21 protein-coding genes are annotated in these 26,982 nt (G+C 30.5%); 7 read left to right on the top strand and 14 right to left on the bottom strand.

The window, feature by feature from the left end; translation table 11 throughout:
• Positions 1-3 precede the first annotated feature (3 nt).
• Positions 4-1,977, bottom strand: a complete 1,974-nt coding sequence (gene ftsH, locus H0I27_RS05405; RefSeq protein WP_218732852.1) for an ATP-dependent zinc metalloprotease FtsH — start codon at positions 1,975-1,977, stop codon at positions 4-6.
• A 20-nt stretch (positions 1,978-1,997) separates the two neighbouring features.
• Positions 1,998-2,366, bottom strand: coding sequence for a ribosome silencing factor (rsfS, locus tag H0I27_RS05400; protein ID WP_165732849.1), 369 nt, complete (start codon positions 2,364-2,366; stop codon positions 1,998-2,000).
• 87 nt (positions 2,367-2,453) lie between these two features.
• Between rsfS and H0I27_RS05395 the strand changes: the two genes are divergently transcribed.
• On the top strand, positions 2,454-3,185 hold the full coding sequence (locus H0I27_RS05395) for a biotin--[acetyl-CoA-carboxylase] ligase (RefSeq protein WP_218732851.1): 732 nt from the start codon (positions 2,454-2,456) through the stop codon (positions 3,183-3,185).
• Here H0I27_RS05395 and H0I27_RS05390 read toward each other — a convergent pair.
• A complete protein-coding gene (locus H0I27_RS05390) occupies positions 3,182-3,571 on the bottom strand; it encodes an SRPBCC family protein (RefSeq protein WP_218732850.1) in 390 nt (129 codons plus the stop codon). The two genes, H0I27_RS05395 and H0I27_RS05390, sit on opposite strands and share 4 nt — an antisense overlap.
• Positions 3,572-3,581: 10 nt before the next feature.
• Positions 3,582-4,223: an orotate phosphoribosyltransferase gene (gene pyrE / locus H0I27_RS05385; protein ID WP_218732849.1), complete on the bottom strand. Its 642-nt coding sequence runs from the start codon at positions 4,221-4,223 to the stop codon at positions 3,582-3,584.
• A gap of 7 nt (positions 4,224-4,230) precedes the next feature.
• On the opposite strand from pyrE, the gene H0I27_RS05380 reads away from it, so the two are divergent.
• Together H0I27_RS05380 and H0I27_RS05375 are read left to right on the top strand one after the other, a co-directional pair.
• Positions 4,231-4,833 (top strand): NUDIX hydrolase, encoded by a 603-nt coding sequence (locus H0I27_RS05380; RefSeq protein WP_218732848.1) that lies wholly within the window; start codon positions 4,231-4,233, stop codon positions 4,831-4,833.
• A 225-nt stretch (positions 4,834-5,058) separates the two neighbouring features.
• Positions 5,059-6,951, top strand: coding sequence for a SulP family inorganic anion transporter (locus tag H0I27_RS05375; protein ID WP_218732847.1), 1,893 nt, complete (start codon positions 5,059-5,061; stop codon positions 6,949-6,951).
• Positions 6,952-7,034: 83 nt separating this feature from the next.
• On the opposite strand, the gene H0I27_RS05370 is transcribed toward H0I27_RS05375, so the two are convergent.
• From H0I27_RS05370 to H0I27_RS05340, 7 genes are all read right to left on the bottom strand, one after another.
• A complete protein-coding gene (locus tag H0I27_RS05370; RefSeq protein ID WP_218732846.1) occupies positions 7,035-10,487 on the bottom strand; it encodes a DUF3427 domain-containing protein in 3,453 nt (1,150 codons plus the stop codon).
• Complete coding sequence (locus H0I27_RS05365) at positions 10,480-10,878, bottom strand: (deoxy)nucleoside triphosphate pyrophosphohydrolase (RefSeq protein WP_218732845.1); 399 nt, start codon at positions 10,876-10,878, stop codon at positions 10,480-10,482. The genes H0I27_RS05370 and H0I27_RS05365 overlap by 8 nt, the downstream gene beginning before the upstream one ends.
• A gap of 162 nt (positions 10,879-11,040) precedes the next feature.
• Positions 11,041-12,537 (bottom strand): hypothetical protein, encoded by a 1,497-nt coding sequence (locus tag H0I27_RS05360; RefSeq protein ID WP_218732844.1) that lies wholly within the window; start codon positions 12,535-12,537, stop codon positions 11,041-11,043.
• Between the two features lie 1,865 nt (positions 12,538-14,402).
• On the bottom strand, positions 14,403-15,515 hold the full coding sequence (locus tag H0I27_RS05355) for a lactonase family protein (protein WP_218732843.1): 1,113 nt from the start codon (positions 15,513-15,515) through the stop codon (positions 14,403-14,405).
• A gap of 3 nt (positions 15,516-15,518) precedes the next feature.
• Positions 15,519-17,276, bottom strand: coding sequence for a M14 family metallopeptidase (locus tag H0I27_RS05350; protein ID WP_218732842.1), 1,758 nt, complete (start codon positions 17,274-17,276; stop codon positions 15,519-15,521).
• Between the two features lie 2 nt (positions 17,277-17,278).
• On the bottom strand, positions 17,279-17,734 hold the full coding sequence (gene coaD / locus H0I27_RS05345) for a pantetheine-phosphate adenylyltransferase (RefSeq protein ID WP_165732860.1): 456 nt from the start codon (positions 17,732-17,734) through the stop codon (positions 17,279-17,281).
• Positions 17,735-17,964: 230 nt separating this feature from the next.
• The gene (locus tag H0I27_RS05340; protein ID WP_218732841.1) at positions 17,965-18,939 is read right to left on the bottom strand and encodes a D-alanine--D-alanine ligase; all 975 of its coding nucleotides are present in this window, start codon (positions 18,937-18,939) and stop codon (positions 17,965-17,967) included.
• A gap of 92 nt (positions 18,940-19,031) precedes the next feature.
• On the opposite strand from H0I27_RS05340, the gene H0I27_RS05335 reads away from it, so the two are divergent.
• Both H0I27_RS05335 and H0I27_RS05330 read left to right on the top strand, forming a co-directional pair.
• Entirely contained in the window at positions 19,032-19,589 is a 558-nt protein-coding gene (locus H0I27_RS05335; protein ID WP_218732840.1) for a PASTA domain-containing protein, read from the top strand.
• A gap of 109 nt (positions 19,590-19,698) precedes the next feature.
• Positions 19,699-20,739, top strand: a complete 1,041-nt coding sequence (locus tag H0I27_RS05330) for an RluA family pseudouridine synthase (protein WP_218732839.1) — start codon at positions 19,699-19,701, stop codon at positions 20,737-20,739.
• A 106-nt stretch (positions 20,740-20,845) separates the two neighbouring features.
• Here H0I27_RS05330 and H0I27_RS05325 read toward each other — a convergent pair whose 3' ends face one another.
• Complete coding sequence (locus H0I27_RS05325; RefSeq protein WP_218732838.1) at positions 20,846-21,952, bottom strand: DUF2652 domain-containing protein; 1,107 nt, start codon at positions 21,950-21,952, stop codon at positions 20,846-20,848.
• 142 nt (positions 21,953-22,094) lie between these two features.
• Here H0I27_RS05325 and yaaA point away from each other — a divergent pair, with 142 nt between their 5' ends.
• Entirely contained in the window at positions 22,095-22,853 is a 759-nt protein-coding gene (gene yaaA, locus H0I27_RS05320) for a peroxide stress protein YaaA (protein WP_218732837.1), read from the top strand.
• An 81-nt stretch (positions 22,854-22,934) separates the two neighbouring features.
• Here the strand turns inward: yaaA and H0I27_RS05315 are convergent, their stop codons facing one another.
• Positions 22,935-24,359, bottom strand: a complete 1,425-nt coding sequence (locus H0I27_RS05315; RefSeq protein ID WP_218732836.1) for an L-serine ammonia-lyase — start codon at positions 24,357-24,359, stop codon at positions 22,935-22,937.
• Positions 24,360-24,443: 84 nt separating this feature from the next.
• Positions 24,444-24,782, bottom strand: coding sequence for a DUF2853 family protein (locus tag H0I27_RS05310; protein WP_218732835.1), 339 nt, complete (start codon positions 24,780-24,782; stop codon positions 24,444-24,446).
• A gap of 257 nt (positions 24,783-25,039) precedes the next feature.
• On the opposite strand from H0I27_RS05310, the gene dnaK reads away from it, so the two are divergent.
• Positions 25,040-26,944 (top strand): molecular chaperone DnaK, encoded by a 1,905-nt coding sequence (gene dnaK, locus H0I27_RS05305; RefSeq protein ID WP_218732834.1) that lies wholly within the window; start codon positions 25,040-25,042, stop codon positions 26,942-26,944.
• Positions 26,945-26,982: the final 38 nt, after the last annotated feature.

Genomic DNA, 26,982 nt, shown 5'->3' with positions numbered 1-26,982 from the left:
TTATTATTCTTCAGTTTTTAATTCTACTGGAGGAATGTCTTTTTTATCATCAACGATTTCTACTTCAAGAGGCTCTTCAAAAGGTCTTTTACCGAATATCTTTTCTAAATCGTCTTTAAAAATAACTTCTTTTTCCAATAATAATTCTGCAAGAGTCGTTAATTTATCTTTATTTTCATCTAATATATGAATGGCTCTTAGATACTGAGCTTCAATAATTTTAGAAATTTCTTGATCAATTGTTTTCCCAGTTTCTTCACTATAAGGTTTTACAAATCCATCATTTCCAGAAGAATCATAATACGTTACATTACCAACCGCTTCATTTAAACCATAAACAGTAACCATTGCTTTTGCTTGCTTAGTCACTTTTTCTAAATCGCTTAAAGCTCCTGTAGATATTTTATCAAACATTACTTTTTCTGCAGCTCTACCTCCCATGGTAGCACACATTTCATCTAACATCTGCTCTGTCTGCACAATCATTCTTTCTGCTGGTAAATACCAAGCAGCTCCTAAAGATTGTCCTCTTGGTACAATAGTAACTTTTACCAATGGTGCAGCATGCTCTAACATCCAACTAATAGTTGCGTGACCTGCTTCATGAAAAGCAATTACTTTTTTCTCCTTAGGTGTAATTACTTTATTTTTCTTTTCTAAACCACCTACAATTCTATCTACAGCATCTAAGAAATCTTGATGATGAATTGCTTTTTTACCATTTCTGGCAGCAATTAATGCAGATTCGTTACACATGTTTGCAATATCTGCTCCAGAAAAACCAGGTGTTTGTTGTGCTAAGAACTCAATCTTAACATCCTCCGCTAATTTTAAAGGTTTAATATGTACTTCAAAAATTTCTTTTCTTTCGTTGATGTTTGGTAAATCTACATAGATCTGTCTATCAAAACGACCAGCACGCATTAATGCACTATCTAAAACATCTGCTCTGTTTGTTGCTGCTAACACAATAACATTTACATCTGTACCAAAACCATCCATTTCTGTTAATAATTGATTCAACGTATTTTCACGCTCATCATTACCACCAGTCATACTATTTTTTCCACGAGCTCTACCAATAGCATCTATCTCATCAATAAAAATAATAGAAGGCGATTTCTCTGCAGCTTTTTTAAATAAATCTCTTACACGAGAAGCACCTACACCTACAAACATTTCGACAAAATCTGAACCAGATAATGAGAAAAAAGGAACATCTGCTTCCCCTGCAACTGCTTTGGCTAATAATGTTTTTCCTGTTCCAGGAGGTCCTACTAATAAAGCTCCTTTTGGAATTTTACCTCCTAAAGAAGTATATTTCTCTGGGTTTTTTAAAAAGTCTACAATTTCTTGTACTTCTTCTTTAGCACCTTCTAATCCGGCAACATTTTCAAACGTAGTTTTTACCTTTGTGTCTTTGTCAAATAACTTAGCTTTAGACTTACCAATGCTAAAAATTTGACCTCCACCACCAGATCCAGCGCCGCCACCAGACATTCTTTTCATAAAAAACAACCAAACAGCAATTAATATTATAAAAGGTAAAAAACCTAAAATAGTATCAAAAATACTTGTTTTGTTTTCATTTTTTATATCAAAGTCTAACTCGTTCGCTTGTCTCGCTTTTTCAATATTATTTTCGAAATTTTGTAAATCCCCAAAATTGTAGTCATAAAAAGAAGAGCCTTGTGTATAAAAAGCAGAATTTATAATCTTACTATAACGCTGTTTTTTTTGTGCTTCTTCTTTAATATAAATCTGAGCTAAATTATTATTTAAAACAACAATTCTAGAAATATCATTGTCTTTTAAAATGTCATTAAACTCATTTTTAGAAATACTTTTAGTAGCTAAATCTCCACTACTAAAAAACTGGAATGCCATTATTACTACAAATATTGCACCATATATCCAATACGCGTTAAACTTAAATTTAGGCATATTAGAATTACTATCTTTTTTTGAATCACTCATTTATTTAAAAAATAAAAAGATTAAACTGATTTTATCTCTGTAATTTTTGCATCACCCCAAAGACTTTCAATATCATAATAGTCACGAACTTGTTTTTGAAAAATGTGCACCACTACGTTTACATAATCCATTAAAACCCATTCAGAATTTGTTTGACCTTCTATATGCCAAGGTTTGTCTTTAAGTTCTTTGCTAACTATTTTTTGAATAGAACCAGAAATTGCATTTACTTGTGTATTTGAGTTCCCCGAGCAGATTATAAAATAATCGCATACAGTATTCTCTATATCTCGTAAGTCTAATAATTGAATATTTTCTCCTTTTACCTCATCAATCCCTTTAATAATTAAAGCAATTAAATCATCTGTACTTACTTTTTTATTTGTCATTAACTTTTTTCTATATTTAACGCAAAGTTATTATTTTTTTGCGAGTATTTTGTGTATTATTACAGTAGTTTACACTTTATTTAACACTTGAAAACAATCAAACTTAGTGCCACCGATTCTACGAATTCTTTTTTAAAGGATTTAGCTCAAAATTCTACACTAGAGAATTTTACAACTGTTGTTACTCAAAACCAAATAAAAGGGAGAGGTCAGCAACAAAATAAGTGGGTATCCGAACCTTACAAAAACCTTACATTCAGTGTCTTTATTAGCTTTAAAGATTTAAAAGTAGTTCAAAAAAAATATTTAAACTTTGCAATCTCTTTAGCTATTTATGATGTTTTATTTGCTAATAATTTACCAAAGCCGTCTATAAAATGGCCTAACGACATTCTGTCAGCAAACAAGAAAATTTGTGGCATTTTAATAGAAAACACGTTTTCTGGCGACCGTATTAAAAATTCTTTTGTAGGAATTGGGTTAAATATAAATCAAGAAACTTTTCCAGCATACTTAAACAACGCTACTTCTTTAAAATTAGAAACCGGTCTAGAATATGATTTAGATATTTTACTAAAAGCTATTTTAGAAGAAATTAAAAAAAATATAAAACGCTTAACTTCAAAAAGTTTTAACCTTTTAGAAGAAAAATATTTAGACGTATTGTATAAAAAAAATATCCCTACTATGTTTAAAAATAGTAAGGATGAAATTTTTATGGGAATGATTTCTGGAATTTCAGATTTCGGAAAGCTACAAGTTCAATTAGAAGACGATGTCATCAAAGAATTTGGACTTAAAGAAATTTCTTTCCTTTAAAGTTTCCCTATATTTTCGGTAAGTGTATCAACAAATTTTGTCAATGGTTTTTTAATCATCATTGCCATCATTGCATTAAATTCACCATCAAATTTTAAGCTTACTTCGGTTTTGTTTTCTGCAATCTCATTAAGATCTGCAGCTAAAGTAAAAGGCAATTTACTACTTGCAGCACCTAACGTAATATTAGTAAACGGTGTTTTTTCTTTTAAAACGAGTCTAATTTCTGGCATACCAGGTAAACCGAATATAAAAGATTCACCATCAACTTCAAATTTTTGAATATTTTCTGGCATTAATTGCTCAAAGTTCTTTAAATCAGAAAAAAAAGCAAACACTTCTTCAGCAGATTTGTCAATAGTAACTGTATTTCCGTTTATATTCATTTTTTAAACTTTATTGTTTCCACTCACTTGGATTCTTTCTCCAATCATTTAATGTAATTAACTCTTTATCTGTAATATAATTACTATCCAAAGCTTGTTCTAACAAGTTTTCGTAATTACTTAGAGTAGTTAATCCTACATTTTTTTCTTCAAAATTCTTGTTTGCAATATCAAATCCATAAGAAAAAATAGCAACCATACCTTTTACAACAGCACCCGCTTCTTTTAAAGCTTCTACTGCATTTAAGCTACTATTACCAGTACTTATTAAATCTTCAATTACAACAACATTTTGTCCGCTTTCTAAGTGCCCTTCAATTTGGTTTTTTCTACCATGTTTTTTTGGCTCTGGCCTAACATAAATAAAAGGAACCCCTAATTGTTGCGCAACTAAAACCCCAATAGCGATTGCACCTGTAGCAACACCAGCAATTACATCTGGTTTACCATATTCTAATTCTACAATTCTTGATATTTCTTCTTTTAAAAAAACACGAACTGGAGGATAAGATAGCGTAACTCTATTATCACAATATATTGGAGACTTCCAACCTGACGCCCAGTTAAAGGGATCATTTGGGCTTAACTTTATTGCTTTTATTTGCAACAAAAGTTCAGCTGTTTTTTTTGCCGTATCTTTGTTTAAAATCATACCGCAAATGTATAAAGTTTTTGTAAATGATACGCCAATAATTATCACTTCTTCTTCAAAAAAAGAAAATATTTTTCCTGTTTACAATTTTAAGAATGTTCTTATTGATGAAATCCTTCACAAACTGAACAATAAAGAATTACAAGGTGTTAATTTATACTCTACTGACTTAGAGAATGATTGGAAATCTTTTTTAACAAATATGAAGCTTATTCCCGCCGCTGGCGGATTAGTGCTAAACCCTAAAAAAGAAGTTTTATTTATTTTTAGAAACGGTGTTTGGGATTTACCAAAAGGATGGATTGAAAAGGGAGAAACCATAGAAACAGCTGCAATTAGAGAGGTAGAAGAAGAATGTGGCATTTCTAACCTACAACTTATCAAGCCATTAATTACTACTTATCATATTTATTTTCATAAAGGAGTTAAATTAAAACAAACTTATTGGTACTTAATGACTTCTAATTATTCAGAAAAACTAACCCCTCAATTAGAAGAAGGTATTACCGAAGTTGTTTTTAAAAATAAAACAGCAATTAAGGCTGCTTTAAAAAACACCTATGCAAATATTCAATTAGTTTATAACACCTATTTAGAAACCACTAATTAATAAAGTACTAACAATTATTCTAGACTAAACCTGAAAGTTAAACTGCCTTTTTTTATTATTTTTCACGTTAACTCCGTTAAACATTTCTTTTTTAACTAGTTCGTATTCATAAATTGGTAGCGTACTTATCTGATAAATACATTTGTATGGATTAACAATACTCATAAGAAAGATAGTTTTTTAAAAAAACCGTCTATCTTTGCCGACTTTAAAAATCACCAAATTATGACTGAATTTATTAGAAAAATATTACCAAACGCAAAAGATGATGTACTTGCAGGAATAACCGTTTCTTTAGCAATGATACCAGAAGTTGTAGCTTTTGCCTTTGTAGCACAAATAAGTCCTATTGTGGCATTATTCGGTGCTTTTGTAGTAGGAATTATTTCAGCAAGTTTTGGTGGAAGACCAGGTTTAATTTCTGGTGCAGCAGGTGCTGTAGCTGTAATTTTTGTACACATGATACAAGAAGGACATGCAAAAGGCTTACTATTTGACAACCCTGTTGAAAACATGGGGTATTTTTATCTCTTAGCTGCTGTAGTGCTAATGGGTGTGATACAAGTTTTTGCAGGCCTCTTTAAGTTAGGGAAATTTGTACGTCTAATTCCGCATCCAGTAATGATGGGGTTTGTAAACGGATTGGCGATTGTTATTTTTATGGCACAATTAGGGATGTTTAAAGAAAACAAAAAAGATTTCTACGGACAAAATATGCGTAAAACAGAATCTAAAGAATTGGTTTATAATGTATCTGATAACCAAGTAAAAGATTTAGTTTCTAACACGGTAATATTTACTATTGATGATAATATCGTTAAAAACAGTACTACAAACGAAGAGTTATTTTTAATTTCTGAAGGTCAAGTTTTTGATATTAATACTAAAAAAGTTGTTTTTAATGTTTCTGACGAAGGCTTTTATTCTGTAAAAGATTCTGGAGTTGTAAAATACAGTATGCAAGGCAACACCTTATATGTAATGATTGGTTTGGTACTATTAACCATGTTAATTGTTTGGGGTTTACCTAAAATTACAACAAAAATACCAGCAGCCTTAACAGCTATTTTAATTGTTACTTTAGTTTCTATTTTTAGCGGATTAAACTCTATTAATGTTGGAGATTTTATTAGAGACGGTGGTGGAGCTGGTTTAAATGGTATTGCAGAACTTTCTAAAAACTTAAATGTTTTAGAATTGTGGAGCAACCTTCCTTTTAACTTAGATACTTTAAAATTTATTGCTCCGTATGCATTTTTAGCAGCATCGGTTGGTTTAATAGAAACCTTAATGACTATGAATCTAGTAGATGAATTAACAGAAACTAGAGGAAACGGGAATCAAGAATGTATTGCACAAGGTGCAGGAAACATTGTAAGTGGTGCTTTTGGTGGTACTGGTGGATGTGGTATGATTGGACAAACCGTAATTAATATTAATGCTGGCGGACGTGGACGTTTATCTGGTATAATGATGGCTTTAACGCTATTGACTTTTATTTTATTTGCTGATAAATATATAGAACAAGTACCTATTGCAGCGCTTGTTGGTGTTATGTTTATGATGGTAATAGAAACATTTGCTTGGTCTAGTTTTAGAATTTTAAAGAAAATACCAATGTCTGATGCTGCAGTATTAATCATAGTATCTGCAGTAACTGTATTCTTTGATTTAGCCATTGCAGTATTTGTTGGGGTTATAATTTCTGCATTGTCTTTTGCTTGGACAAGTGCCAAGAAAATTAGAGCTAGAAAACGTTTTAAAGAAGACGGAACAAAAATTTACGAAATTTGGGGACCTCTTTTCTTTGGAAGTATTACGGAGTTTAACGGGAAGTTTGATATCAAAAATGATCCAGATGTTGTAGAAATAGATTTTGTAGAAGCACGTGTTACAGATCATTCTGCCATAGAAGCAATTTTTAATTTGGTTGAAAAATACCAAGCAGCTGGTAAAAAAGTAACGCTAAAACACTTAAGTGAAGATTGTAAATTATTACTATACAAATCGAGCCCTGTTTTTACTGAGGTTATTTTAGAAGATATTGATGATCCTCGTTATCATTTAGCTGCCAATCCAGAAGATTTTCCAAAACCTTTGGGGGAATATAAGTTTTAAAGAAAGGTATTTATTCTATTATATAAAAAAGGTCAGACATTGTCTGACTTTTTTTTTGTTTAGAAAATTAGACAACATTAAAGTTAATTTAAAACTTCGACAAATTCCCCAATAACTCTCATTTCAGTAATATTATCTTCATTTAATATTATATTTTCAAAACTCTTATCATAAGAATTAGGTTTTAATACAATTGCATCATGCTGCCAACCTTCTTCTGAAACTGTTTTCTCACTTGAATACGTTTTAACTGTAAAAGCCGAATTAAAGTCAGGGTCAAATGAGTCTCTATTCTCGATTAATAATATTTTCCCATTTCGAGAACCCGTAACATTTTTTTTGAATATACATATTGAGTTATTAGGAATAATCTTATTCATGGATTCACCGATTACTTTACAAGCGAAATAATTGTCTGTTGCGTATCTTTCAGGAACTGCTTTTAAATTGTATTCTTTTTCATCTTGCATTTCACTAAAGCTTCCTGCTGCTGCGTAGAAATCATATAAAGGAATTGTATGATTGCCTTCTGTTATTGTTTCAGAAATATCAATTTCTAATTGAACAGCTTTGTTTTCTGTTTGTTTTTGAATTGCTATTTGTTTCGATTTTGAATCTAGATTTTCCTCTAAATATTTATACATAGAATCAGACACTGGATTTTCTAAATCAAAACGAATTTTCACTACAGAAACCTGTCTGCCACTATCACTATTCATTCTTGTTTGTTCTATATTATTTTTTTGAGGATTAATATCTCCCATATAGTAAAAGTCAGTTCCTTCGTCATTATTTTTTTTAATAAAAAGAGGAAGTCGTATTTTACCATTATTACCTAAAATAGATTGAACATCTTTACTCTCTATTTTTCTGTTTGATTTTGACATCCAATCGAATTCTCTTTGATTTACAAATTCATCCTCATATTTTGTAGATTCAGATATATCTTCTTCTTTATGGTAATTTACAAATATTGGGCAATATTTATTGTCAGGACTCACCAAGTAGCCTCCAACATTTTGAGCAACTGGATTTTCTGAAAAGTTTAAAACTCTAAATACATCTTTTCTCGAATATTTTCTATACAAATGAAATCCACTATTCCATTTACTCGAATCAAAATTTTTATTAAAACTGTATATAGAATATTCTATGGTATCCAATAGAAAATCTTTAAAACACGATTCCTCTATAATAGTCTTAAATTCATTTTCTAATACGAATTCATTATTCTGAATTTTAAGAATATTTAAACTATAAATTTCTCTTGCAGAGACAAGTTTACCTCCTTTTTTTTCTCTTATAAACTCAAAATTGATATTTGAAACACAAGAATTAATAGTTTCTTCTGAAACGCTATAGTTGTATTCTTTTTTAATTTTGGCTTTTAACTTTTCTGTATTATAATTGATAGATGTAATTGTTTCTTTAAGTATAATTGACTCTTCTATCCGTTTAGAATTATTTATTTCTTTAGAGAATAATTCTAATAATTTTATTTGCTTTATACTTAACGAAGAACCAAAATTCTTTTCAACTCTATTTAAAAAATTGAAATATGACTTTGAATGATTAACAAATAGATAAGGGTCTCTAGAATCGTTTCTCACAAAATCCATCATCATAGGAATTCGTCCTATTCTACTTTTTAAATTATTGTAGTCTATTTTTAAATTCGTAAGCAATTGCATCTTTGCAGAATCAATTGAGGCGTATATTTTTTCTTTAGTAATTTCATCAAAATTGATTGTAGATTCTCCAGGAATCATACTACTACCTTCTGAAATGAGCTTTCTTATTTTGTCTTTATTATAAGAAGAGTCTCCATATAAAGCTATTGGTATTAAATAGTTGTTTTTATAATTACCTATAAAATCAATGATTGTTAAATAGTATTTATTCTCTGTTTTTCTTAACCCTCGCCCTAATTGCTGTATAAATATTATTGCCGATTGGGTTGGGCGAATCATAATAACTTGATTGATTTTTGGAATATCAACTCCTTCATTAAATATATCAACAGTAAAAATGTAATCTAATTTGATTGATAAATTGTCACTTTCTAATAGCTTTATAGCTTTTGTTCTTTCGTCTTCCGTACTCTCTCCAACTAAAGCAACTGTTTTATATCCTTTTTGATTGAATTTATACGATAATTCCTTTGCTTCACCTATTTTGGAGCAAAAAATTAAACCTCTCGTTATTCCATTATCAGAACCATAAAATTCAATTTTAGAAATAATTTTATTAACTCTTTCGTCAGTTGTTAAAAGCCTGAAATCTGAACTGTTTTCATGCATTTTATCATTTACATATAAATCGGCAACACCATAATAATGAAAAGGAATAAGCATGTTCTCTTCCATTGCTTTATTCAGTCTAATTTCATATGCTATATTATGGTCAAAAAGACTGTAAATATCTTTATCATCTGTTCTGTCAGGCGTTGCAGTCATCCCAAGAAGAAACCTCGGATTAAAGTATTCTATCAATCGAACGTATGAATCTGCTCCAGAACGATGTGATTCATCTATAATTATATAGTCGAAAAAATCATTCTCAAATTGTTCTAGATGATTTGGTTTTGAAATAGTTTGTACTGTTGAAAAAATAAAATCCTTATCTAATTCTCTTTGTTGCCCAAAGTACAATCCCATTGTTTTACTATCACCAAAAATAGTTTGAAAGGTTTCCATTGCTTTTTTTGCAATATTTAACCTGTGAACAACAAATAATAGTTTTTTCGGATTAAATGCTTTTGCATCAAAAGCAGCTAAAAATGTTTTACCTGTTCCAGTTGCAGATATTATTAATGCTTTATTGTTTTTCTCTCGTAATTTTCCTAGATTCTCTAATGCTTCTTTTTGCATTGAGTTTGGAATTATTTCTAAATTAAATTCTTTAGAAAACTCTGCTTCATTTTTTTTATAAACTAGAAATTGCTTTTTATAAATAGCTTCATACCTTTCTATATAAGCTTCATTAACAATTTCTCCGGTTCTAAAATCGTCTTGAAATTCGGTGATTACTTTATCTACTATAGAACTTGAGTTTCTTGCAGAAACTTTCATATTCCATTCTTTATTGGTAGATAATGCCGAAGAAGTTAAATTACTACTTCCAATAACTAAATTATAATAACCAGCATGTTTAAAAATATAACCTTTAGAGTGTGAATTTTCTTTAGTTACTATTTTTAATTCTATATTATTAAACTGAGAAAGCCTTTTTAAAGCCTCGGGTTGTGTAAAGTTTAAGTATTGAGAGACAAGTACTTTCCCTTTGACACCTTTATCGTCAAGTGTTTTAAAAGTATTTATTAACGCTGCAACACCGCTTGTAGTAACAAATGCTACAGAAATATAAAAACTTTCACACTTTTCTAGTTCTTTTATAATTGTTGATAGAACTTTTTTCCTTGGAATTTTTCTATTTACAAGTAACTCTGGTTGATAAAGAGCCTCAGAATCTAATGATTTATCAATAAATCCTGTAAGTAAACTATTTTTAAAACTATCATCAAAGATTTTATTCATCCTTAATTAACTTATTAACTATAGGAATATCTGCTTCAGCCCAATCTAGTTTATCTATATCTTTTATAGCTAACCATTCAGAAGAAATATGTTCATTCAGTTTAATCTCTTTAATCTCTGAATAACATTTAAAACTGTGCATTGTTAATTCAAAATCAGGATATTCATGAACAACAGTTATAAATAGGTCATCTATTTTATTCGGAATAAAATTTAATTCCTCAATAAGTTCTCTTCGTAGTGCTTCTTCCTTTGACTCTCCTTTTTCGATTTTTCCACCAGGAAATTCAAATTTTTCTGAGATATAACTTAGTTTATTTTTTGGTCTTTGAACACAAAAAATTTCATTTTTAAAATATATTATAGCAGCTACAACTTCTATTTTTTTCATTTAATTTCTTTATTACAATTTCAAGACCAACTTTTAACGAAATTAAACTTTTAAGTATTTAAAACCAAGTTAAACCTCACCTAAATCTGCTTAAAACAAATCTTAACGTATCTATATTTCTCTTTAAAAACATAACAGATTCTAATCTTCAGAATTTTCTACCTACTCACTATCAACACTCTTAAAACCATCTTCAAAATTCCCTGTTCTTAAACTAGGAACAATTTTATAGTGCTCTTTTATAAAAGAAATTTGTTTCACATTAACCGCAGGTAAAGGAATATCTCCTACCGTCCAAAAGTAACTTTCTTTTGTAGGTGAATTGTAATGAAATCCGTTTTCTATATGTTGCTCAAAGTCGGCACTCATGCTAGAATTTACATTTGGTTGTAAAATGTTTTTTGGTTTTAACAGACTTGTTTTGATATTCGTTTTTTTAATGGTAGTATAATTACTCAATTTTAATTCGGTTAAAAAAGGAACCAAACTTAGCAACAAACTCAAGTAGGTAAACAGCATGATTATTTTTTCTTTTCTAAAAAACCAAACACAAATTTGCATGGCAAAGAATAACATATAAAAAAAGAAGAATCGATATTGTGGAGAGAAAACCCAAGCCAATACAAAGTTTAAAACACCAATTAAATACAAAATAAAAACTGATTTTTCTTTGCTTTTTAAATACCATAAAAAAGGAAAAGACACCAATAAAACCACAAATATGATATTGATAATTCCATTGAATTTAAACGAGGTTATCCACGCAATAAATAACTGATAAGTAGAAAGACTGTTTAAATCTTGATAATCAAAAGCAGCATTATACGTACCCACTTTAAACAATTGAATAAGCTCTGTGGGTACTTTCCAATCTACATCTAGAACATCTAAAATTTGTAACGGATATAACAAGTAGCCCGTTAGAACAACGTTTTTCATTAAAAACAATCCAACTACAAAAAGTGAGAACACAATTGGTTTCACTAAATTATTTTTCAGTACTTTATAATGTTTTACAAATAAAATTAATGGTAATAAAACCAATACACACGTAGTGATTTTAATAACACACAAGAAAATTGTGAGTAATAGAATGAGAATAAAATTAGAGTAATCAATCTTATTAAAATATTTTATAAAAAGAAAAAACAACAACTGACTGATTAAAAACACCGGTAAATCTGGCGATGGTGCGTTGATAAAAAATATTATAAAAGGCAAACCAATCAACACACTTCCTATATATAATTGATGTATTTTTTTGGTTGACTTAAATTGACACAACTGCTGAAAACAGTAAAAAGAAAAGACGATTAAAAAGAAACCATTCAAATCGTTAAAATTCGTTTCTAAAAACGGAAAAGTAAACGCTGCTTGTAAAATATGCCAACTAGATGTTTGGGCAAAAAAGATATGTAAATTACCCAATCCTTTTGCAAAACCATATTCATTTAACCATTTAATGGTTTGTATATAATAACTTTCATTATCAAAAATAGAAGGTGTAACCGAAGACATTGCCAAAGCAATGATAAAAATAAAAAGGAACCCAAATTTGTATGTTTTACTAAATGACAACCAACTTATCTTACATTGGTTCAATTGCATTTTAAATTCTCTTTTAAAATAAAACATACCTGCAATGTTTATACAATTCATTATTGCATAAAAAACAATATCTAAAGGAAAGAAAAAAGCATACGACCAGCTAAATAGCGTGATAGAGAATAATCCTAAAATATGGTGGATGGTAAAATTATGATTGTCAATTTTAAATAGTTTTTTTAATAAAAAACCAAAGCTTAAGGAGGATATAAAAATATAAATCCAATTAATTAAAATTAAAAGCATGTGTTATTTTAAAATTGATTTTAGAGATTACAAGTTACGAATAAAATAATTTTCTACTTCGTTAAATATCGAATTGTTCTCAACTATACTCGAACTAACAACACTTAAAAAAAGCTAAACACATAGGCACATAGTATACATGACAAAGTACGAGCGAGACGCTCACAATAGCACTCCATTGAGTTTTAACTGATAACGATTAAAAAAATTGACCACATAAATACATAGAAAACATAGTTTTTATGTTATAAAATTAAAACCATTTTAATTGTACATGTCATATATAAATATCCGCTAACGCGAGCGTTACACTCGTGCAATCGACAATAATTCTCGGTTAACAATCTATGCTTTTTTTGTAAATAGAAATCAGAAAGTACGAGCGAGACCCTCGCACTAGCATTGCGTATAATCCGATAACTCTTGAAAAAATTGACACATAGTAAACATAAGTTGTATGTTATAAAATTAAAACCATTTTAATTGTACATGTCATATATAAATATCCGCTAACGCGAGCGTCACGCTCGTGCAATCGACAATAATTCTCGGATAACAATCTATATATTTTTTTTTGTAAATAGAAATCAGAAAGTACGAGCGAGAAGCTCGCACTAGCATTGAGTATAATCCGATAACTCTTGAAAAAATTGACACATAGTAAACATAAGTTGTATGTTATAAAATTAAAACCATTTTAATTGTACATGTCATATATAAATATCCGCTAACGCGAGCGTTACGCTCGTGCAATCGACAATAATTCTCGGATAACAATCTATATATTTTTTTTTGTAAATAGAAATCAGAAAGTACGAGCGAGAAGCTCGCACTAGCATTGAGTATAATCCGATAACTCTTGAAAAAATTGACACATAGTAAACATAGCTTTTATGTTATAAAATTAAAACCATTTTAATTGTACATGTCATATATAAATATCCGCTAACGCGAGCGTCACGCTCGTGCAATCGACAATAATTCTCGGATAACAATCTATATATTTTTTTTGTAAATAGAAATCAGAAAGTACGAGCGAGACGCTCGCACTAGCATTGCGTATAATCCGATAACTCTTGAAAAAATTGACACATAGTAAACATAAGTTGTATGTTATAAAATTAAAACCATTTTAATTGTACATCTCATATATAAATATCCGCTAACGCGAGCGCCACGCTCGTGCAATCGACAATAATTCTCGGATAACAATCTATATATTTTTTTTTTGTAAATAGAAATCAGAAAGTACGAGCGAGACGCTCGCACTAGCATTGCGTATAATCCGATAACTCTTGAAAAAATTGACACATAGTAAACATAAGTTGTATGTTCTAAAATTAAAACCATTTTAATTGTACATGTCATATATAAATATCCGCTAACGCGAGCGCCACGCTCGTGCAATCGACAATAATTCTCGGATAACAATCTATATATTTTTTTTGTAAATAGAAATCAGAAAGTACGAGCGAGACGCTCGCACTAGCATTGCGTATAATCCGATAACTCTTGAAAAAATGACACATAGTAAATATAAGTTGTATGTTATAATGTATCTGAATTTAAATTCACAATGTACTCCTGAGCTTATCGAAGGATTTTTACCACACTAAAAAGTCTTTGACAAAATCAGTCAGAAAATGCATTAACTGAATTGTAACTACTACAAGCTAAAATAAAATACAAACTGGCATTGGAGCAGTAATCTCACTTACAAAAGTTAACTTGCCCGTAGCAATATCTCTTTTAAAAGAAACTATATTATCAGTATCTTGATTTGCAACTAATAAAAACTGTTCATCTGGAGACAATGAAAAATTACGAGGATTTTTTCCTAAAACAGGTTCGTAACCAATTATCGTTAACGTTCCATCTTCAGCATTTACTTCATAAATTACAATAGATTCATGTCCGCGATTGGAAGCATACAAAAACTTTCCGTCTTTAGAAATATGAATATCTGCTGCTTTGCTAAACTCCGTAAACTCTTTTGGCAAGGTAGAAATTGTAAAATCTACAAAATATGCTTCCTCTTTTTCTTTTACCAAAGAAACCGTATTGTCCAATTCATTTAAAACATAAATCCATTTATTATTTGGATTAAACGTTACATGTCTTGGGCCTGCTCCTTTTGCCATTTTTAAAGACTTTTGCTTTGTATAAACAAGTTTATCTTCATCAATCTTAGAAAAAAACAATTCATTGGTTCCTAAATCTACAGAAATAACTTCTTTTTTTGCTGGATGAAACCAAGCAGAATGTGCATGAGGACCTTTTTGTCTATCTGTTGTTCCTTTACCAATATGTTGTTGCACATTTAATAATTCTGACAATTTACCAGAAGCATCTGCTTTTAACAAACCAACACTTCCGCCACCGTAATTTGCCGTAACCAAATAATCATCATCATTTATAGCAACAAAACAAGGACCTGCTCCACCAGATTTTTCGTTACTTATCAATAGTAAAGAATCGCTTTCAATTTTATAAGATTTTATAAAACCTGTTCCGTTTACATTGGTTTCTTCCACTGCAAAAAGAGTTTTATCATCGTTAGATTTTGTTAAAAAAGTAGGATTTATCGTTTCTGCAACCAAGCCTATTTTTTGTAATTCTCCTTTTTCAGAAAGTTGGTATTTATAAATTCCTTTAGAATCTTTATTAGTATACGTACCAACATAAAAGGAATTAGTCTTGACATCTGTGTTTGTTGTTGTTTTAACTTTTTCAGATTTACATCCGAAGAAAAATAGGGATAACAAAACGATTGGTAGTGCTTTCATAATTTAAAATATTTTAAAAATTGGCAAACGTAAATGTGCTGGTTCGTAATGAGGTGATTTTTTGTAAATAAAATCTAGTTGCGCTCTTGGATTATTTGCAAACTCAGTATCTGTATTCCGTTTTTCTAAAAACTCTTTTTCTATTGATGGATTTTCAGCTAAAAAAGAGGCTGCAATATCTTCAAAAACATAAGCAGAATATCCTTCTTTTTGTTGTAAAACAGTGTCGAAAAAATTCCAGTTAAAAAACGAATCGGTTGCTGCAGCTTCCAACGTTTCTAGCAAATACCGAACTCCATTTTGGTTTGTAGGAATGTAAATATCTCCCTTTCTAAATTGAAAATCTTGAGTTGCTGTTTTTACCGTAGTATTATAATGTAAATAATGACCTTCGTACGCCGTTTTACGTGTTTCAAACTTATCAATATGATTTACTTCAACAGTAATTATTGTATCGTTTTTAAAACGTGTAAATTCTATTTGATTGTTTTTTAATCGCTCTAAAACTTTATGCCAACCTTGTTCTAAAATATACCCTTTCGGAATTTCTACAGACTGAGTCTCCATAAAATTATTATAATATTTCACAGGTTTTGTATATGGTTTTGTAGTATCATAAAACAAACGTTTTCCTGTAGTTACTTTGCTATCGACATACTCTGCTTCGTAGCCTTTAAATTGTAATTCTGTAGGGTTTTCAGTATCAACCTTAAAAGTAATAGGATAGGTTTTCTGTGCCAATACCTCATCTACAGCATTCGCTCTTAATTCTTTAATTTTATCAGCATTATCTTCTGTAAAATCTAACTCAGAAAACAACAATTCATACGTTTGTTCTACCCTTACTTTATAAGGTTTTAACATGTGTGTTTCTACCATCAATCCTAAAGTATTAAACAAGGTTGTGTATCCTGTTGAATATCTAGGAGAATCGAAAAACTGAGAAAAACCTGCTTCTGGCGTAGTACCCCAAACATTTACATAAGGTGTAATTGAAATTCCTTTTTGCTCTAGTGAATTCTCTATACTCGGACGCATTTTGGTTTCTAAAAAGTCACCTAGCTTTCCTCCTAGTTTATTGTGTTGTGTAAATAAATGTGTAATTGCATATTGATAATCAGCTCCATTACTTACGTGATTATCTATAAAAACATCTGGATTTACAGTATGAAATACTGCTGCAAAAGCTGCTGAATTTCTAGAGTCTTGTTTTATAAAATCTCTATTTAAATCATAATTTCTTGCATTCCCTCTAAAACCATATTCTATAGGTCCCTTTTGATTTGCTCTTGTGTGCGAATTTCTATTTAAAGAACCGCCAACATTATACACAGGAATCACACAAATTACAGTGTTTTTATATTTTTCTATTAAAGAATCATTTTCTACAATATCTCTAAGCAACAACATGGATGCATCAATTCCGTCGGATTCTCCGGGATGAATTCCGTTGTTGATGAGAATTCTATTTTTGGATGATTTTTTAATTTCATCCACATTAAAAACTCCTTCTCTATTATAAACAACGAGGTGCAAAGGTTCTCCGGAATCTGTTTGTCCGAATGAAAATAAAGATATAGAAGAATGCGCTTCAGCTAAACCTTTGTAATATGAAATGATGTCTTTGTATTCTGGCGTTTCTGTTCCGTTAGACTTTTCGAAAAGCGTTGTAAAATCTTTTTTTTCTTTAGATAATTGATCACAAGAAAATAGCAACAGTAAAATAGTAACTAAAAAAAATGCTCTAAAAGGTCTACACATATTTATTTAATTCTTACAGTTTTAGGAACTAATTTTGTATAATCTCCATCATTTCTAATTACATCCCTTACAATAGATGAAGAAATATAAGAGGTGCTTGCTGCGGTTAGTAAGAAAACGGTTTCTATAGGCGCTAAATCTCTATTGGTATGCGCTATTGCTTTCTCGAACTCAAAATCTGCGGGGTTTCTTAAACCTCTTAAAATAAAATCGACATTGTTTTCTTGACAAAAATGAACTGTCAACCCTTTATAGGTAACCACTTTTATTTTAGGTTCGTGTGCAAAACAGTCTTCAATAAATTTTTTACGTTCCTCTAAAGTGAACATATATTTTTTGTCCGCATTTACACCGATGGCAATAATTAGTTCATCAAACAATTTTACACCTCTTGCAATGATATCAAAATGACCTAATGTTATTGGATCAAATGATCCTGGAAAAATTGCTCTTTTCATTTTTATTATTTGATGTTTTTAGATTTTTTTGAATCATGATCTTTTTGAACCGATAACCAAGAATTATTCTGATTTCTACAATATACATAAATTAGTTTTTACGTCTTGTTTCAAAAACAAACTATTTCAACCACACAACAGTGATCATCTTGCTTCGTGGTTCAACATCATCTTGCATCGAACCCCATAACAGTAATCTGCATGTCTCGTGATTCTAAAAAATCTTGTTTCTATACAAAAGCCGACTCAATCGCACTTTCAAATAACTCTTCTAAAGAAATACCTGCCACTTTTGCTTGTTGTGGTAAGATACTTTCTTCAGTTAAACCTGGTACCGTGTTCATTTCTAAGAAATGTGGTTCTCCGTTAACTAAAATATATTCTGAACGTGAAAAACCAGACATATTTAAAATTTTATATACCTTTTTTGCTATTTCTTCTACTTTCATTTTTTCTTCATCAGAAATTCTAGCAGGAGTAATCTCTTGAGATTTCCCTTCGTATTTAGCCTCATAATCAAAGAAATCGTTTTCTGTTACAATCTCTGTAATTGGCAATACTGTTGTTTCTCCTTTATAATGAATTACACCAACAGAAACTTCTGGTCCGTCTAAAAAAGACTCAATTAAAATCTCTGTATCTTCTTTATATGCCTTTTCTAAAGCAGGTAACATTTCTGCTTTTGTGTGCGCTTTAGAAATTCCGTAACTAGATCCCGCATTATTAGGTTTCACAAAACAAGGCAATCCAACTTTGTTAATTATAGCATCTAAATCTACAACATCTCCTTTATTTAAGTACACAGAAACGGCCGTTTTAATGCCATATTCTTTCACAACACTTAAAGTATCTCGCTTATTAAATGTTAAGGCCATTTGATAAAAAGGTGCAGAAGTGTGTTTTAAATTAATCAAATTAAAATACGCTAACAAAGTTCCGTTTTCTCCGGGCGCGCCATGTATTGCGTTAAAAACACAATCGAAAATAACAGAAGTACCATTCAATGAAAAAGAAAAATCGCTTCTATTTATAGGATATTCTTGATTATCATCATCTAAAGCAACCCATTTATCTTTTAAAATATGGACTCTATACGGATTGTATTTCTCTTTATTTAAGTGCTTGTACACTACATTTCCGCTGGTAAGCGAAATATTAACTTCGGATGAATAACCACCCATTACAATTGCAATATTCTGTTTCATAAATTCTAAAATAATAAAACAAATTTATCAAAATAATTATAGAAATAGCAACGTTTAGTTTTTATATCTTTGTGCGTTCTAAAAATCAAAAAATGAGTGTTTTTCAATTTATTAAAAGTAAGTCCTTCTTTATACAAGTTATTATTGCAGGTATAGGTTTGTTGGTCTTTATTTTTGCTTTAAAATATTGGTTAGGCTATTCTACCAATCACGATCAAAAAATTCAAGTTCCTAACTTGCATAAAATGTCTTTAGAAAATGTAAAACTAAAGTTAGAAGAATTAAATCTAGATTTTATTGTTATAGATAGCGCGAGCTACAACCCAGATTATCCAAAAAAATCTGTAATTGAGCAATCTCCAGAAACAGGAGATTTTGTAAAAGAAAAACGTAAAATTTACTTAACATTAAATCCTTCTAAATATAGAGATGTTACTGTTCCAGATTTAAACGGAAGAACAAAAAGACAAGCTACTTCTCATTTACGATCTATTGGTTTTAATATTGGTACAAACCCAATTTCTGTAAGAGATATTGGTAAAGATGTTGTACGTGGATTACGCTACAAAGGAGAAATTCTAAATCACGGAGATAAATTACCTTTAAACTCTATCGTAGACTTAGTTTTAGGTGACGGAAACGGAAACTAGTATTCAGTATTCAGTATTCAGTATTCAGTATTCAGTATTCAAAAATAAAAAATTAAACTGTTAAAGGTTGATATTCGATGAATATCCACTTCGACTTAAAAAATAAATTTTGCAAGAAAATCAACCTCAAGATATAGAAAACGACGATTTATACGAACATCACAGATTTACAGCTAGTGAAGGGCAAGAACCTTTAAGAGTTGATAAATTTTTGATGAATTTTGTAGAAAACGCCACCAGAAATAAAATTCAACAAGCTGCAAAAGCAGGAAATATTTTGGTGAATGATGCCATTGTAAAATCGAATCATAAAGTAAAACCAAATGATGTAGTTAGAGTTGTTTTAGCATATCCACCAGCAGAAAATTTATTGGTGGCAGAAGACATTCCTTTAGACATCGTTTATGAAGATGACACAGTAATTGTAGTGAACAAACCTGCAGGTATGGTAGTACATCCTGGTCACGGAAATTATTCTGGTACCTTGGTGAATGGCTTAATTCATCATATAGAAAACTTACCAACCAATTCTAACGAAAGACCAGGTTTGGTGCATAGAATTGATAAAGATACTAGTGGTTTATTAGTGGTTGCAAAAACCGAATTTGCCTTAGCTCATTTATCTAAACAGTTTTTCGACAGAACTACAGAGCGTTTATATTATGCTTTAGTTTGGGGAAATGTAGAAGAAGATGAAGGTACTATTGAAGGAAATATAGGACGTAGTTTAAAAAATCGTTTACAAATGTCTGTTTTTCCTGATGGTGATTTTGGAAAACATGCAGTTACACATTATAAAGTTTTAGAGCGTTTAACATACGTAACATTAGTGCAATGTAAATTAGAAACAGGAAGAACGCACCAAATTAGAGCACACTTTAAACATATTGGACACACACTTTTTAACGATGAGCGTTATGGTGGAGATGATATTTTAAAAGGAACAACATTTACCAAATACAAGCAATTTGTAAATAACTGTTTTAAAGTGTTACCTAGACAAGCGCTACATGCTAAAACATTAGGGTTTACACACCCAAAAACGGGAGAATTTATGCGTTTTAATTCTGAAGTACCTACAGATATTACAGAATGTCTAGAAAAATGGAGAACCTACTCTGAGAATTCTAAAGATGTAGATTTAGAGTAAATAGCTTTACTTTCCATTTTATAAAATAAAACAGCGATTTGTATTTTGATACAAATCGCTGTTTTATTTTATAACACTCTTATAATGAACCAATTATACTAAAAATCTATTTTACATACATCGTTTCACTTACTGCATTTTTAGAACTTAATAATTCAAATAATGTATCTATTCCTTTTGCTACATTTTTCTTAAACACAGCTTTTACTATTAAGAAAATAGCCAACTTTTTTAAAGGTGATTTTGCTTCTAAATAGGTTTCTAGAACCAACTTACAACGATCAGCACTTAATGGTGTTATAATATAAAATTGATATAATGCATCTAAAGGAACTGGACTCTTAGTCATTTCTCCATACACCAACTGTCCTGGTTTCACTTCTTTAGTGATTACCACAAAATCTAAATGTTTTTCATTAACCACACACACATGCTCAGAACCTAATCTTGTTACTTCATTTACATTAAATATAATTTCATCAACACCTTCCTTCCATTTACTTCTGTAACCATAATTTGTTAAAGTTTCTAACAATTCTGCAGCAGAAACAGGAAACTCCTTCTCTAGAATAAAACTTGGTGGTTTGTTAAAAACAACTTTATTAGCAGTAAGAAATGATCTCAATTTTAAGTTATTATTATCAATAACAGAAAATAAATAATCTAATTGTTTACCATCATAAATATCAGTCCCTTCTTCAAATTTGTATAATTTTGATTGATAATTGCCAGACAAACCAATGGTATTTGCTAACTCTTTACTAAACAAAACATAATTATCGCTATCAACAGAATTTTTCATTAAACGATGCGCCTCAATAACCTCATTTCCAAAAGGTTTTCTATTATTCTGAACCGTTAAAAACTGTAATTCGCCACAATGTGCAATAATTTTTAATTGTAATTTAGGAGCAGAAGAACAAGCACTACAAGGACAGATTCTATTTTTTTCTAATAATTTTAAATGACTATAAAACGCGGTAAATATATGTTCTGACAAAGCCAATAACCGTTCTAAAGACGGCACATCATTTTCTTTATAAAAAAATAAAGCATCACCCTCTACTTCTGCTAATTGTAACTCTTCTGTATTTGCTGCTATTAAAACTTCTAATAATTCTGAAATTACATGCTGACTGTGTTCCACTTCTGTGGTTTGAACAAATTCTGTAAATCCTGAAATATCCGGTAAAAAAAGTAAAGATTTGCCCATGTTATATTGGTCGATTTTAAAACTTAAAACTAACTAAAAAATAGATATAAACAATTATTATTTAAGTATCAGTTATTACATTCTTAAAAAGTTTGCGATTTATCTTATCCATTGTATTTTTACACTACAATAAAAGCATACCATGAAAATCATAATATCCCCAGCAAAATCTTTAGATTTCGAAAGTAAAGTACCAACAAGTCTGCATACGCAACCTCGTTTTTTAGATAAGTCTGAAAAATTAAATAAGAAACTAAAAACACTTTCTAAGAAAAACTTATCTGAATTGATGAAAATTTCTGATGATTTGTCTGCTTTAAATTATGATAGAAATCAATCTTGGGCAACTCCTTTTACAACCGAAAATGCAAAACAAGCTATTTATGCATTTACAGGTGCCGTTTTTCAAGGAATTGATGTGAATTCTATTGAAGAAGAGAAAATACCATTATTACAAAATAACTTAAGAATTCTATCTGGTTTGTATGGCTTATTAAAACCTTTAGATTTAATTCAGCCTTATCGTTTAGAAATGGGAACTCGTTTAAAAGTAGGTACCAAAGATAATTTGTATAAATTTTGGGACGATACTGTTGCCAATGCTTTGAATGACGAATTAGAAGATGGTGAATTATTAGTAAATTTAGCAAGTACAGAATACTTTAAAGTAATTCCTAAAAAGGTTTTAAAAGTACCAATGATTACACCTGTTTTTAAAGATTTTAAAAATGGAGAATATAAAATTGTGATGACGTATGCTAAAAAAGCACGTGGTTTAATGGTGCGCTATATTATAGATAATAACGTTAAAACTATAGAAGATTTAAAAGGTTTTAATATTGATAAATACCGTTTCTCTGAAGAATTATCTTCTGGAAATGATTTGGTTTTTACAAGGTAAAAATAGTTTAGGTTATTCAGTACGCAGTTAACAGTCTTCAGTAAACAGTTACAAACAGACTGTAAACTGCCTACAAAATGATTAACAATCTACAATTCTAACCGTAACTGCCAAACCACCTTCCGACGTTTCTTTGTAATTTTTGTTCATGTCTTTTGCGGTTTCCCACATTGTATCTATTACACTGTCTAAATGTACCAAAGCTTCTTTTGGATCTGTTTCTAAGGCAATTTCTGCGGCATGAATTGCTTTTATAGCACCCATAGAATTACGTTCTATACAAGGCACTTGTACCAAACCAGCAATAGGATCGCAGGTTAAACCTAAATGATGTTCCATAGCAATTTCTGCAGCTGACAAACATTGTGCTGCTGTACCGCCTAATAATTCTGTTAAAGCAGCTGCTGCCATTGCAGAAGACACTCCTATTTCTGCCTGACAACCTCCCATTGCTGCAGAGATTGTAGCATTTTTCTTAAAAATACTCCCTATTTCGCCAGCTGTTAATAAGAACTTTTTAACGTGACTAAAATCTGCTTCGTGATTTTCTATCACCATATAATACATTAAAACAGCAGGTATTACGCCAGCACTTCCGTTTGTTGGCGCTGTAACTACTCTACCCAAAGCGGCATTTACTTCATTTACAGAAAGGGCAAAACAACTTACCCATTTTAAAATCTCTCTAAATTTTACTTCTGTACTTCTAATGGCAGTAAGCCATTCTTTAGGGTTTGTATAACTGGTATCTTTTATTAATTTTTTATGCGTATCAAAAGCACGTCTTTTTACATTTAAACCTCCAGGAAGCCTTCCTTCTGTATGACAGCCTGTATGCATACATTCTAACATCGTATCCCAAATTCTGTGCAACTCTTTATCTATATGTTCTGTAGAATTTAATTCTAACTCATTTAAAAGAACAATATCAGAAATTAATAAATTTTCTTTTTCACAATATTCTTCAAGCTGTAAAGCTCTATTGATTGGATAAGGAAAGTTCTTTTTATTGATTTCTATTTCTTCTTCTAAATGATCATTTTCTTGCACAATAAAACCTCCTCCAATAGAAAAATACGTTTGTGTAGAAACTTCATCACCATTAAAAAAACCTCTAAAAGTAATTCCGTTTGCATGAAAAGGTAAAAAGGCTCTATTAAAAACAATTGATTCTTTATAGAAAGGCACTTCCTTTTCTGCATTTAATGAAAGTACTTTTTTATCTTTAATATCATCAATAATAGTAGCAATGTTTTCTATAGGTAAGTATTCTGGATCTGCACCGCTTAAACCTAACTGAATTGCCAAATCGGTAGCGTGTCCTTTTCCTGTTAAAGACAAAGACCCATATAAATCTACCTGAATAGCATCAACCAAATCAAAGTTATTATTTTCTTTTAATTGAAGGATCCATTGTTCGGCAGCTCGCCAAGGGCCAAGTGTATGAGAACTTGAGGGACCAACACCTATTTTGAGCATATCAAAAACACTAATAAATTGCGACATTCGTAAAGTTTAATTAAGAATAGCGGTAAATGTAAAAAATCCAACTCAATGAGTTGGATTTTATTATCAAAAATATATTTTATATTAGTTATATATCGATTCCTTACCAAATTCTACCGCTAACATATAGTAAACGACAGCTCTATATTTATTTCTTTCAGATTTACCAATTGTTTCCACAACTTTATTAATCGCTTCATCTAATTTTGGACCATCCGCTAGACCTAACTTTTTAATTAAAAAATTATTTTTAACAGTTAACAATTCTTTTGCATCTGAACCAGATACGGTTTCGGCATCTTTTTTATAAATAGATGGCCCTAGTCCTTTTGTTACAGCTTTTAATAAGTCTGAATCATATTTTAGACCTTTATCGTCCATAAACTTAGAATACTGTGCTACTTTTTCGTCAAATTTACTCATGATTTTTTTTAGAATTTTAGATTTATAACTTATAGATTTACTTTGTATGAAATAGAACTATCCAAATATAAGGAATTAAAAATTATATTCAAATATTCTTCCTATCCAATATATTAGATACACTTTATGTCATAATGTCACATCTATTTAAAATATTTTTTTAAAATAACTGACATTTGCTAGTCAAAAAGGGGTTGGCACAGCATTTGCCTAATAGAAAATGTAAAATTGAATTAAAATTTATTAAAATAAATATTATGAGTAAAATAATTGGAATTGATTTAGGTACAACAAACTCTTGTGTTTCTGTAATGGAAGGAAATGAGCCAGTTGTAATCCCTAACGCAGAAGGAAAAAGAACTACACCATCTATCGTTGCCTTTGTAGAAGGAGGAGAACGTAAAATTGGTGACCCAGCTAAAAGACAAGCTGTAACAAACCCAACAAAAACTGTTTATTCTATTAAACGTTTTATGGGTAACAAATTTTCTGAGTCTTCTAAAGAAGCAGGAAGAGTTCCTTATAAAGTAGTAAGAGGAGATAATGATACACCTAGAGTAGATATTGATGGTCGTTTATATACACCGCAAGAAATTTCTGCAATGGTGTTACAAAAAATGAAAAAAACTGCTGAAGACTATTTAGGAACTGAGGTTACTGAAGCAGTTATTACAGTACCAGCATATTTTAACGATGCACAACGTCAAGCTACAAAAGAAGCTGGTGAAATTGCAGGTTTAGCTGTAAAAAGAATTATAAACGAGCCAACTGCTGCTGCTTTAGCGTATGGTTTAGACAAATCTAACGATGATAAGAAAATTGTTGTTTTTGATTTTGGTGGTGGAACACATGATGTTTCTATCTTAGAATTAGGAGACGGAGTTTTTGAAGTATTAGCTACAGATGGTGATACACATTTAGGTGGTGATGATGTTGATGAAAAAATCATTAACTGGTTAGCAGAAGAGTTTAAAGCGGATGAAGATTTAGACTTACGTAAAGATCCAATGTCTTTACAACGTTTAAAAGAAGCTGCAGAAAAAGCGAAGATTGAATTATCTTCTTCTGCTTCTACAGAAATTAACTTACCATATGTTACTGCTACTGCTAGCGGACCAAAACACTTAGTAAGAACTTTATCTAGATCTAAATTTGAGCAATTAATTGACGATTTAGTAAAAAGAACTATCGAGCCTTGTCAGACTGCTTTAAGAAATGCAGATTTAACAATCTCTGATATCGATGAAATCGTATTGGTTGGTGGATCTACAAGAATACCTGCGGTACAAGAAGCTGTTGAGAAATTCTTCGGAAAAACACCAAGTAAAGGAGTAAACCCTGATGAAGTTGTTGCTTTAGGAGCTGCAATTCAAGGTGGAGTTTTATCTGGAGATGTAAAAGATGTATTGTTATTAGACGTTACACCTTTATCTTTAGGTATTGAAACTATGGGGAATGTTTTCACAAAATTAATTGATGCAAACACTACTATTCCTACAAAAAAATCTCAAGTATTCTCTACAGCTGTAGACAATCAACCATCAGTAGAAATTCACGTTTTACAAGGTGAAAGAGCGATGGCTGCAGATAACAACACAATTGGTCGTTTCCATTTAGATGGTTTACCACCAGCACAGAGAGGTGTACCTCAAGTAGAAGTAACTTTTGATATTGATGCCAATGGTATTATTAAAGTTTCTGCTTTAGACAAAGGAACAAACAAATCTCACGAGATTAGAATTGAAGCGTCTTCTGGATTATCTGAAGATGATATCAAGAAAATGAGAGAAGAAGCAGAAGCAAATGCGGATGCTGATAAAGCTGCAAAAGAAACTGCAGAAAAAATCAACGAAGCAGATTCTATGATTTTTCAAACAGAAAAGCAATTAAAAGAATTTGGTGATAAATTATCTGCGGATAAAAAAGCACCAATCGAAGCTGCTTTAGTTGAATTAAAAGCTGCACATGAATCTAAAGATTTAGCATCAATTGATACTGCATTGGCAACTATCAATGAAGCTTGGAAAGTTGCATCTGAAGAGATGTATGCTGCACAAGGTGGTGCTGAAGGAGCAAATCCTGGAGCTGAACAACAAGGTCAACCAGAAGCAGATGCTCAAGGAGACAATGTTGAAGATGTAGATTTCGAAGAAGTTAAATAAGTGAAATAGAATTTTGATACATCAAAATTCGTTATTGA

Origin of the sequence: Polaribacter sp. HaHaR_3_91 (assembly GCF_019278525.1) — a bacterium.
Classification (GTDB): Bacteria; Bacteroidota; Bacteroidia; order Flavobacteriales; family Flavobacteriaceae; genus Polaribacter.
Note: the sequence above shows the minus strand (reverse complement) of the source record. Positions and strands in the feature narration are given on the sequence as shown.

Excerpts from the sequence above, each read along its gene's own strand:
- H0I27_RS05325 (WP_218732838.1), bottom strand. The coding sequence starts at position 21,952 with ATGGGCAAATCTTTACTTTTTTTACCGGATATTTCAGGATTTACAGAA.
- H0I27_RS05310 (WP_218732835.1), bottom strand. The coding sequence starts at position 24,782 with ATGAGTAAATTTGACGAAAAAGTAGCACAGTATTCTAAGTTTATGGAC.
- H0I27_RS05350 (WP_218732842.1), bottom strand. The coding sequence starts at position 17,276 with ATGTGTAGACCTTTTAGAGCATTTTTTTTAGTTACTATTTTACTGTTG.
- H0I27_RS05340 (WP_218732841.1), bottom strand. The coding sequence starts at position 18,939 with ATGAAACAGAATATTGCAATTGTAATGGGTGGTTATTCATCCGAAGTT.
- H0I27_RS05335 (WP_218732840.1), top strand. The coding sequence starts at position 19,032 with ATGAGTGTTTTTCAATTTATTAAAAGTAAGTCCTTCTTTATACAAGTT.
- H0I27_RS05380 (WP_218732848.1), top strand. The coding sequence starts at position 4,231 with ATGTATAAAGTTTTTGTAAATGATACGCCAATAATTATCACTTCTTCT.
- H0I27_RS05355 (WP_218732843.1), bottom strand. The coding sequence starts at position 15,515 with ATGAAAGCACTACCAATCGTTTTGTTATCCCTATTTTTCTTCGGATGT.
- coaD (WP_165732860.1), bottom strand. The coding sequence starts at position 17,734 with ATGAAAAGAGCAATTTTTCCAGGATCATTTGATCCAATAACATTAGGT.
- H0I27_RS05365 (WP_218732845.1), bottom strand. The coding sequence starts at position 10,878 with ATGAAAAAAATAGAAGTTGTAGCTGCTATAATATATTTTAAAAATGAA.
- ftsH (WP_218732852.1), bottom strand. The coding sequence starts at position 1,977 with ATGAGTGATTCAAAAAAAGATAGTAATTCTAATATGCCTAAATTTAAG.
- H0I27_RS05360 (WP_218732844.1), bottom strand. The coding sequence starts at position 12,537 with ATGAATTGTATAAACATTGCAGGTATGTTTTATTTTAAAAGAGAATTT.
- H0I27_RS05375 (WP_218732847.1), top strand. The coding sequence starts at position 5,059 with ATGACTGAATTTATTAGAAAAATATTACCAAACGCAAAAGATGATGTA.
- H0I27_RS05370 (WP_218732846.1), bottom strand. The coding sequence starts at position 10,487 with ATGAATAAAATCTTTGATGATAGTTTTAAAAATAGTTTACTTACAGGA.
- H0I27_RS05390 (WP_218732850.1), bottom strand. The coding sequence starts at position 3,571 with ATGAATATAAACGGAAATACAGTTACTATTGACAAATCTGCTGAAGAA.
- yaaA (WP_218732837.1), top strand. The coding sequence starts at position 22,095 with ATGAAAATCATAATATCCCCAGCAAAATCTTTAGATTTCGAAAGTAAA.
- rsfS (WP_165732849.1), bottom strand. The coding sequence starts at position 2,366 with ATGACAAATAAAAAAGTAAGTACAGATGATTTAATTGCTTTAATTATT.
- H0I27_RS05315 (WP_218732836.1), bottom strand. The coding sequence starts at position 24,359 with ATGTCGCAATTTATTAGTGTTTTTGATATGCTCAAAATAGGTGTTGGT.
- pyrE (WP_218732849.1), bottom strand. The coding sequence starts at position 4,223 with ATGATTTTAAACAAAGATACGGCAAAAAAAACAGCTGAACTTTTGTTG.
- dnaK (WP_218732834.1), top strand. The coding sequence starts at position 25,040 with ATGAGTAAAATAATTGGAATTGATTTAGGTACAACAAACTCTTGTGTT.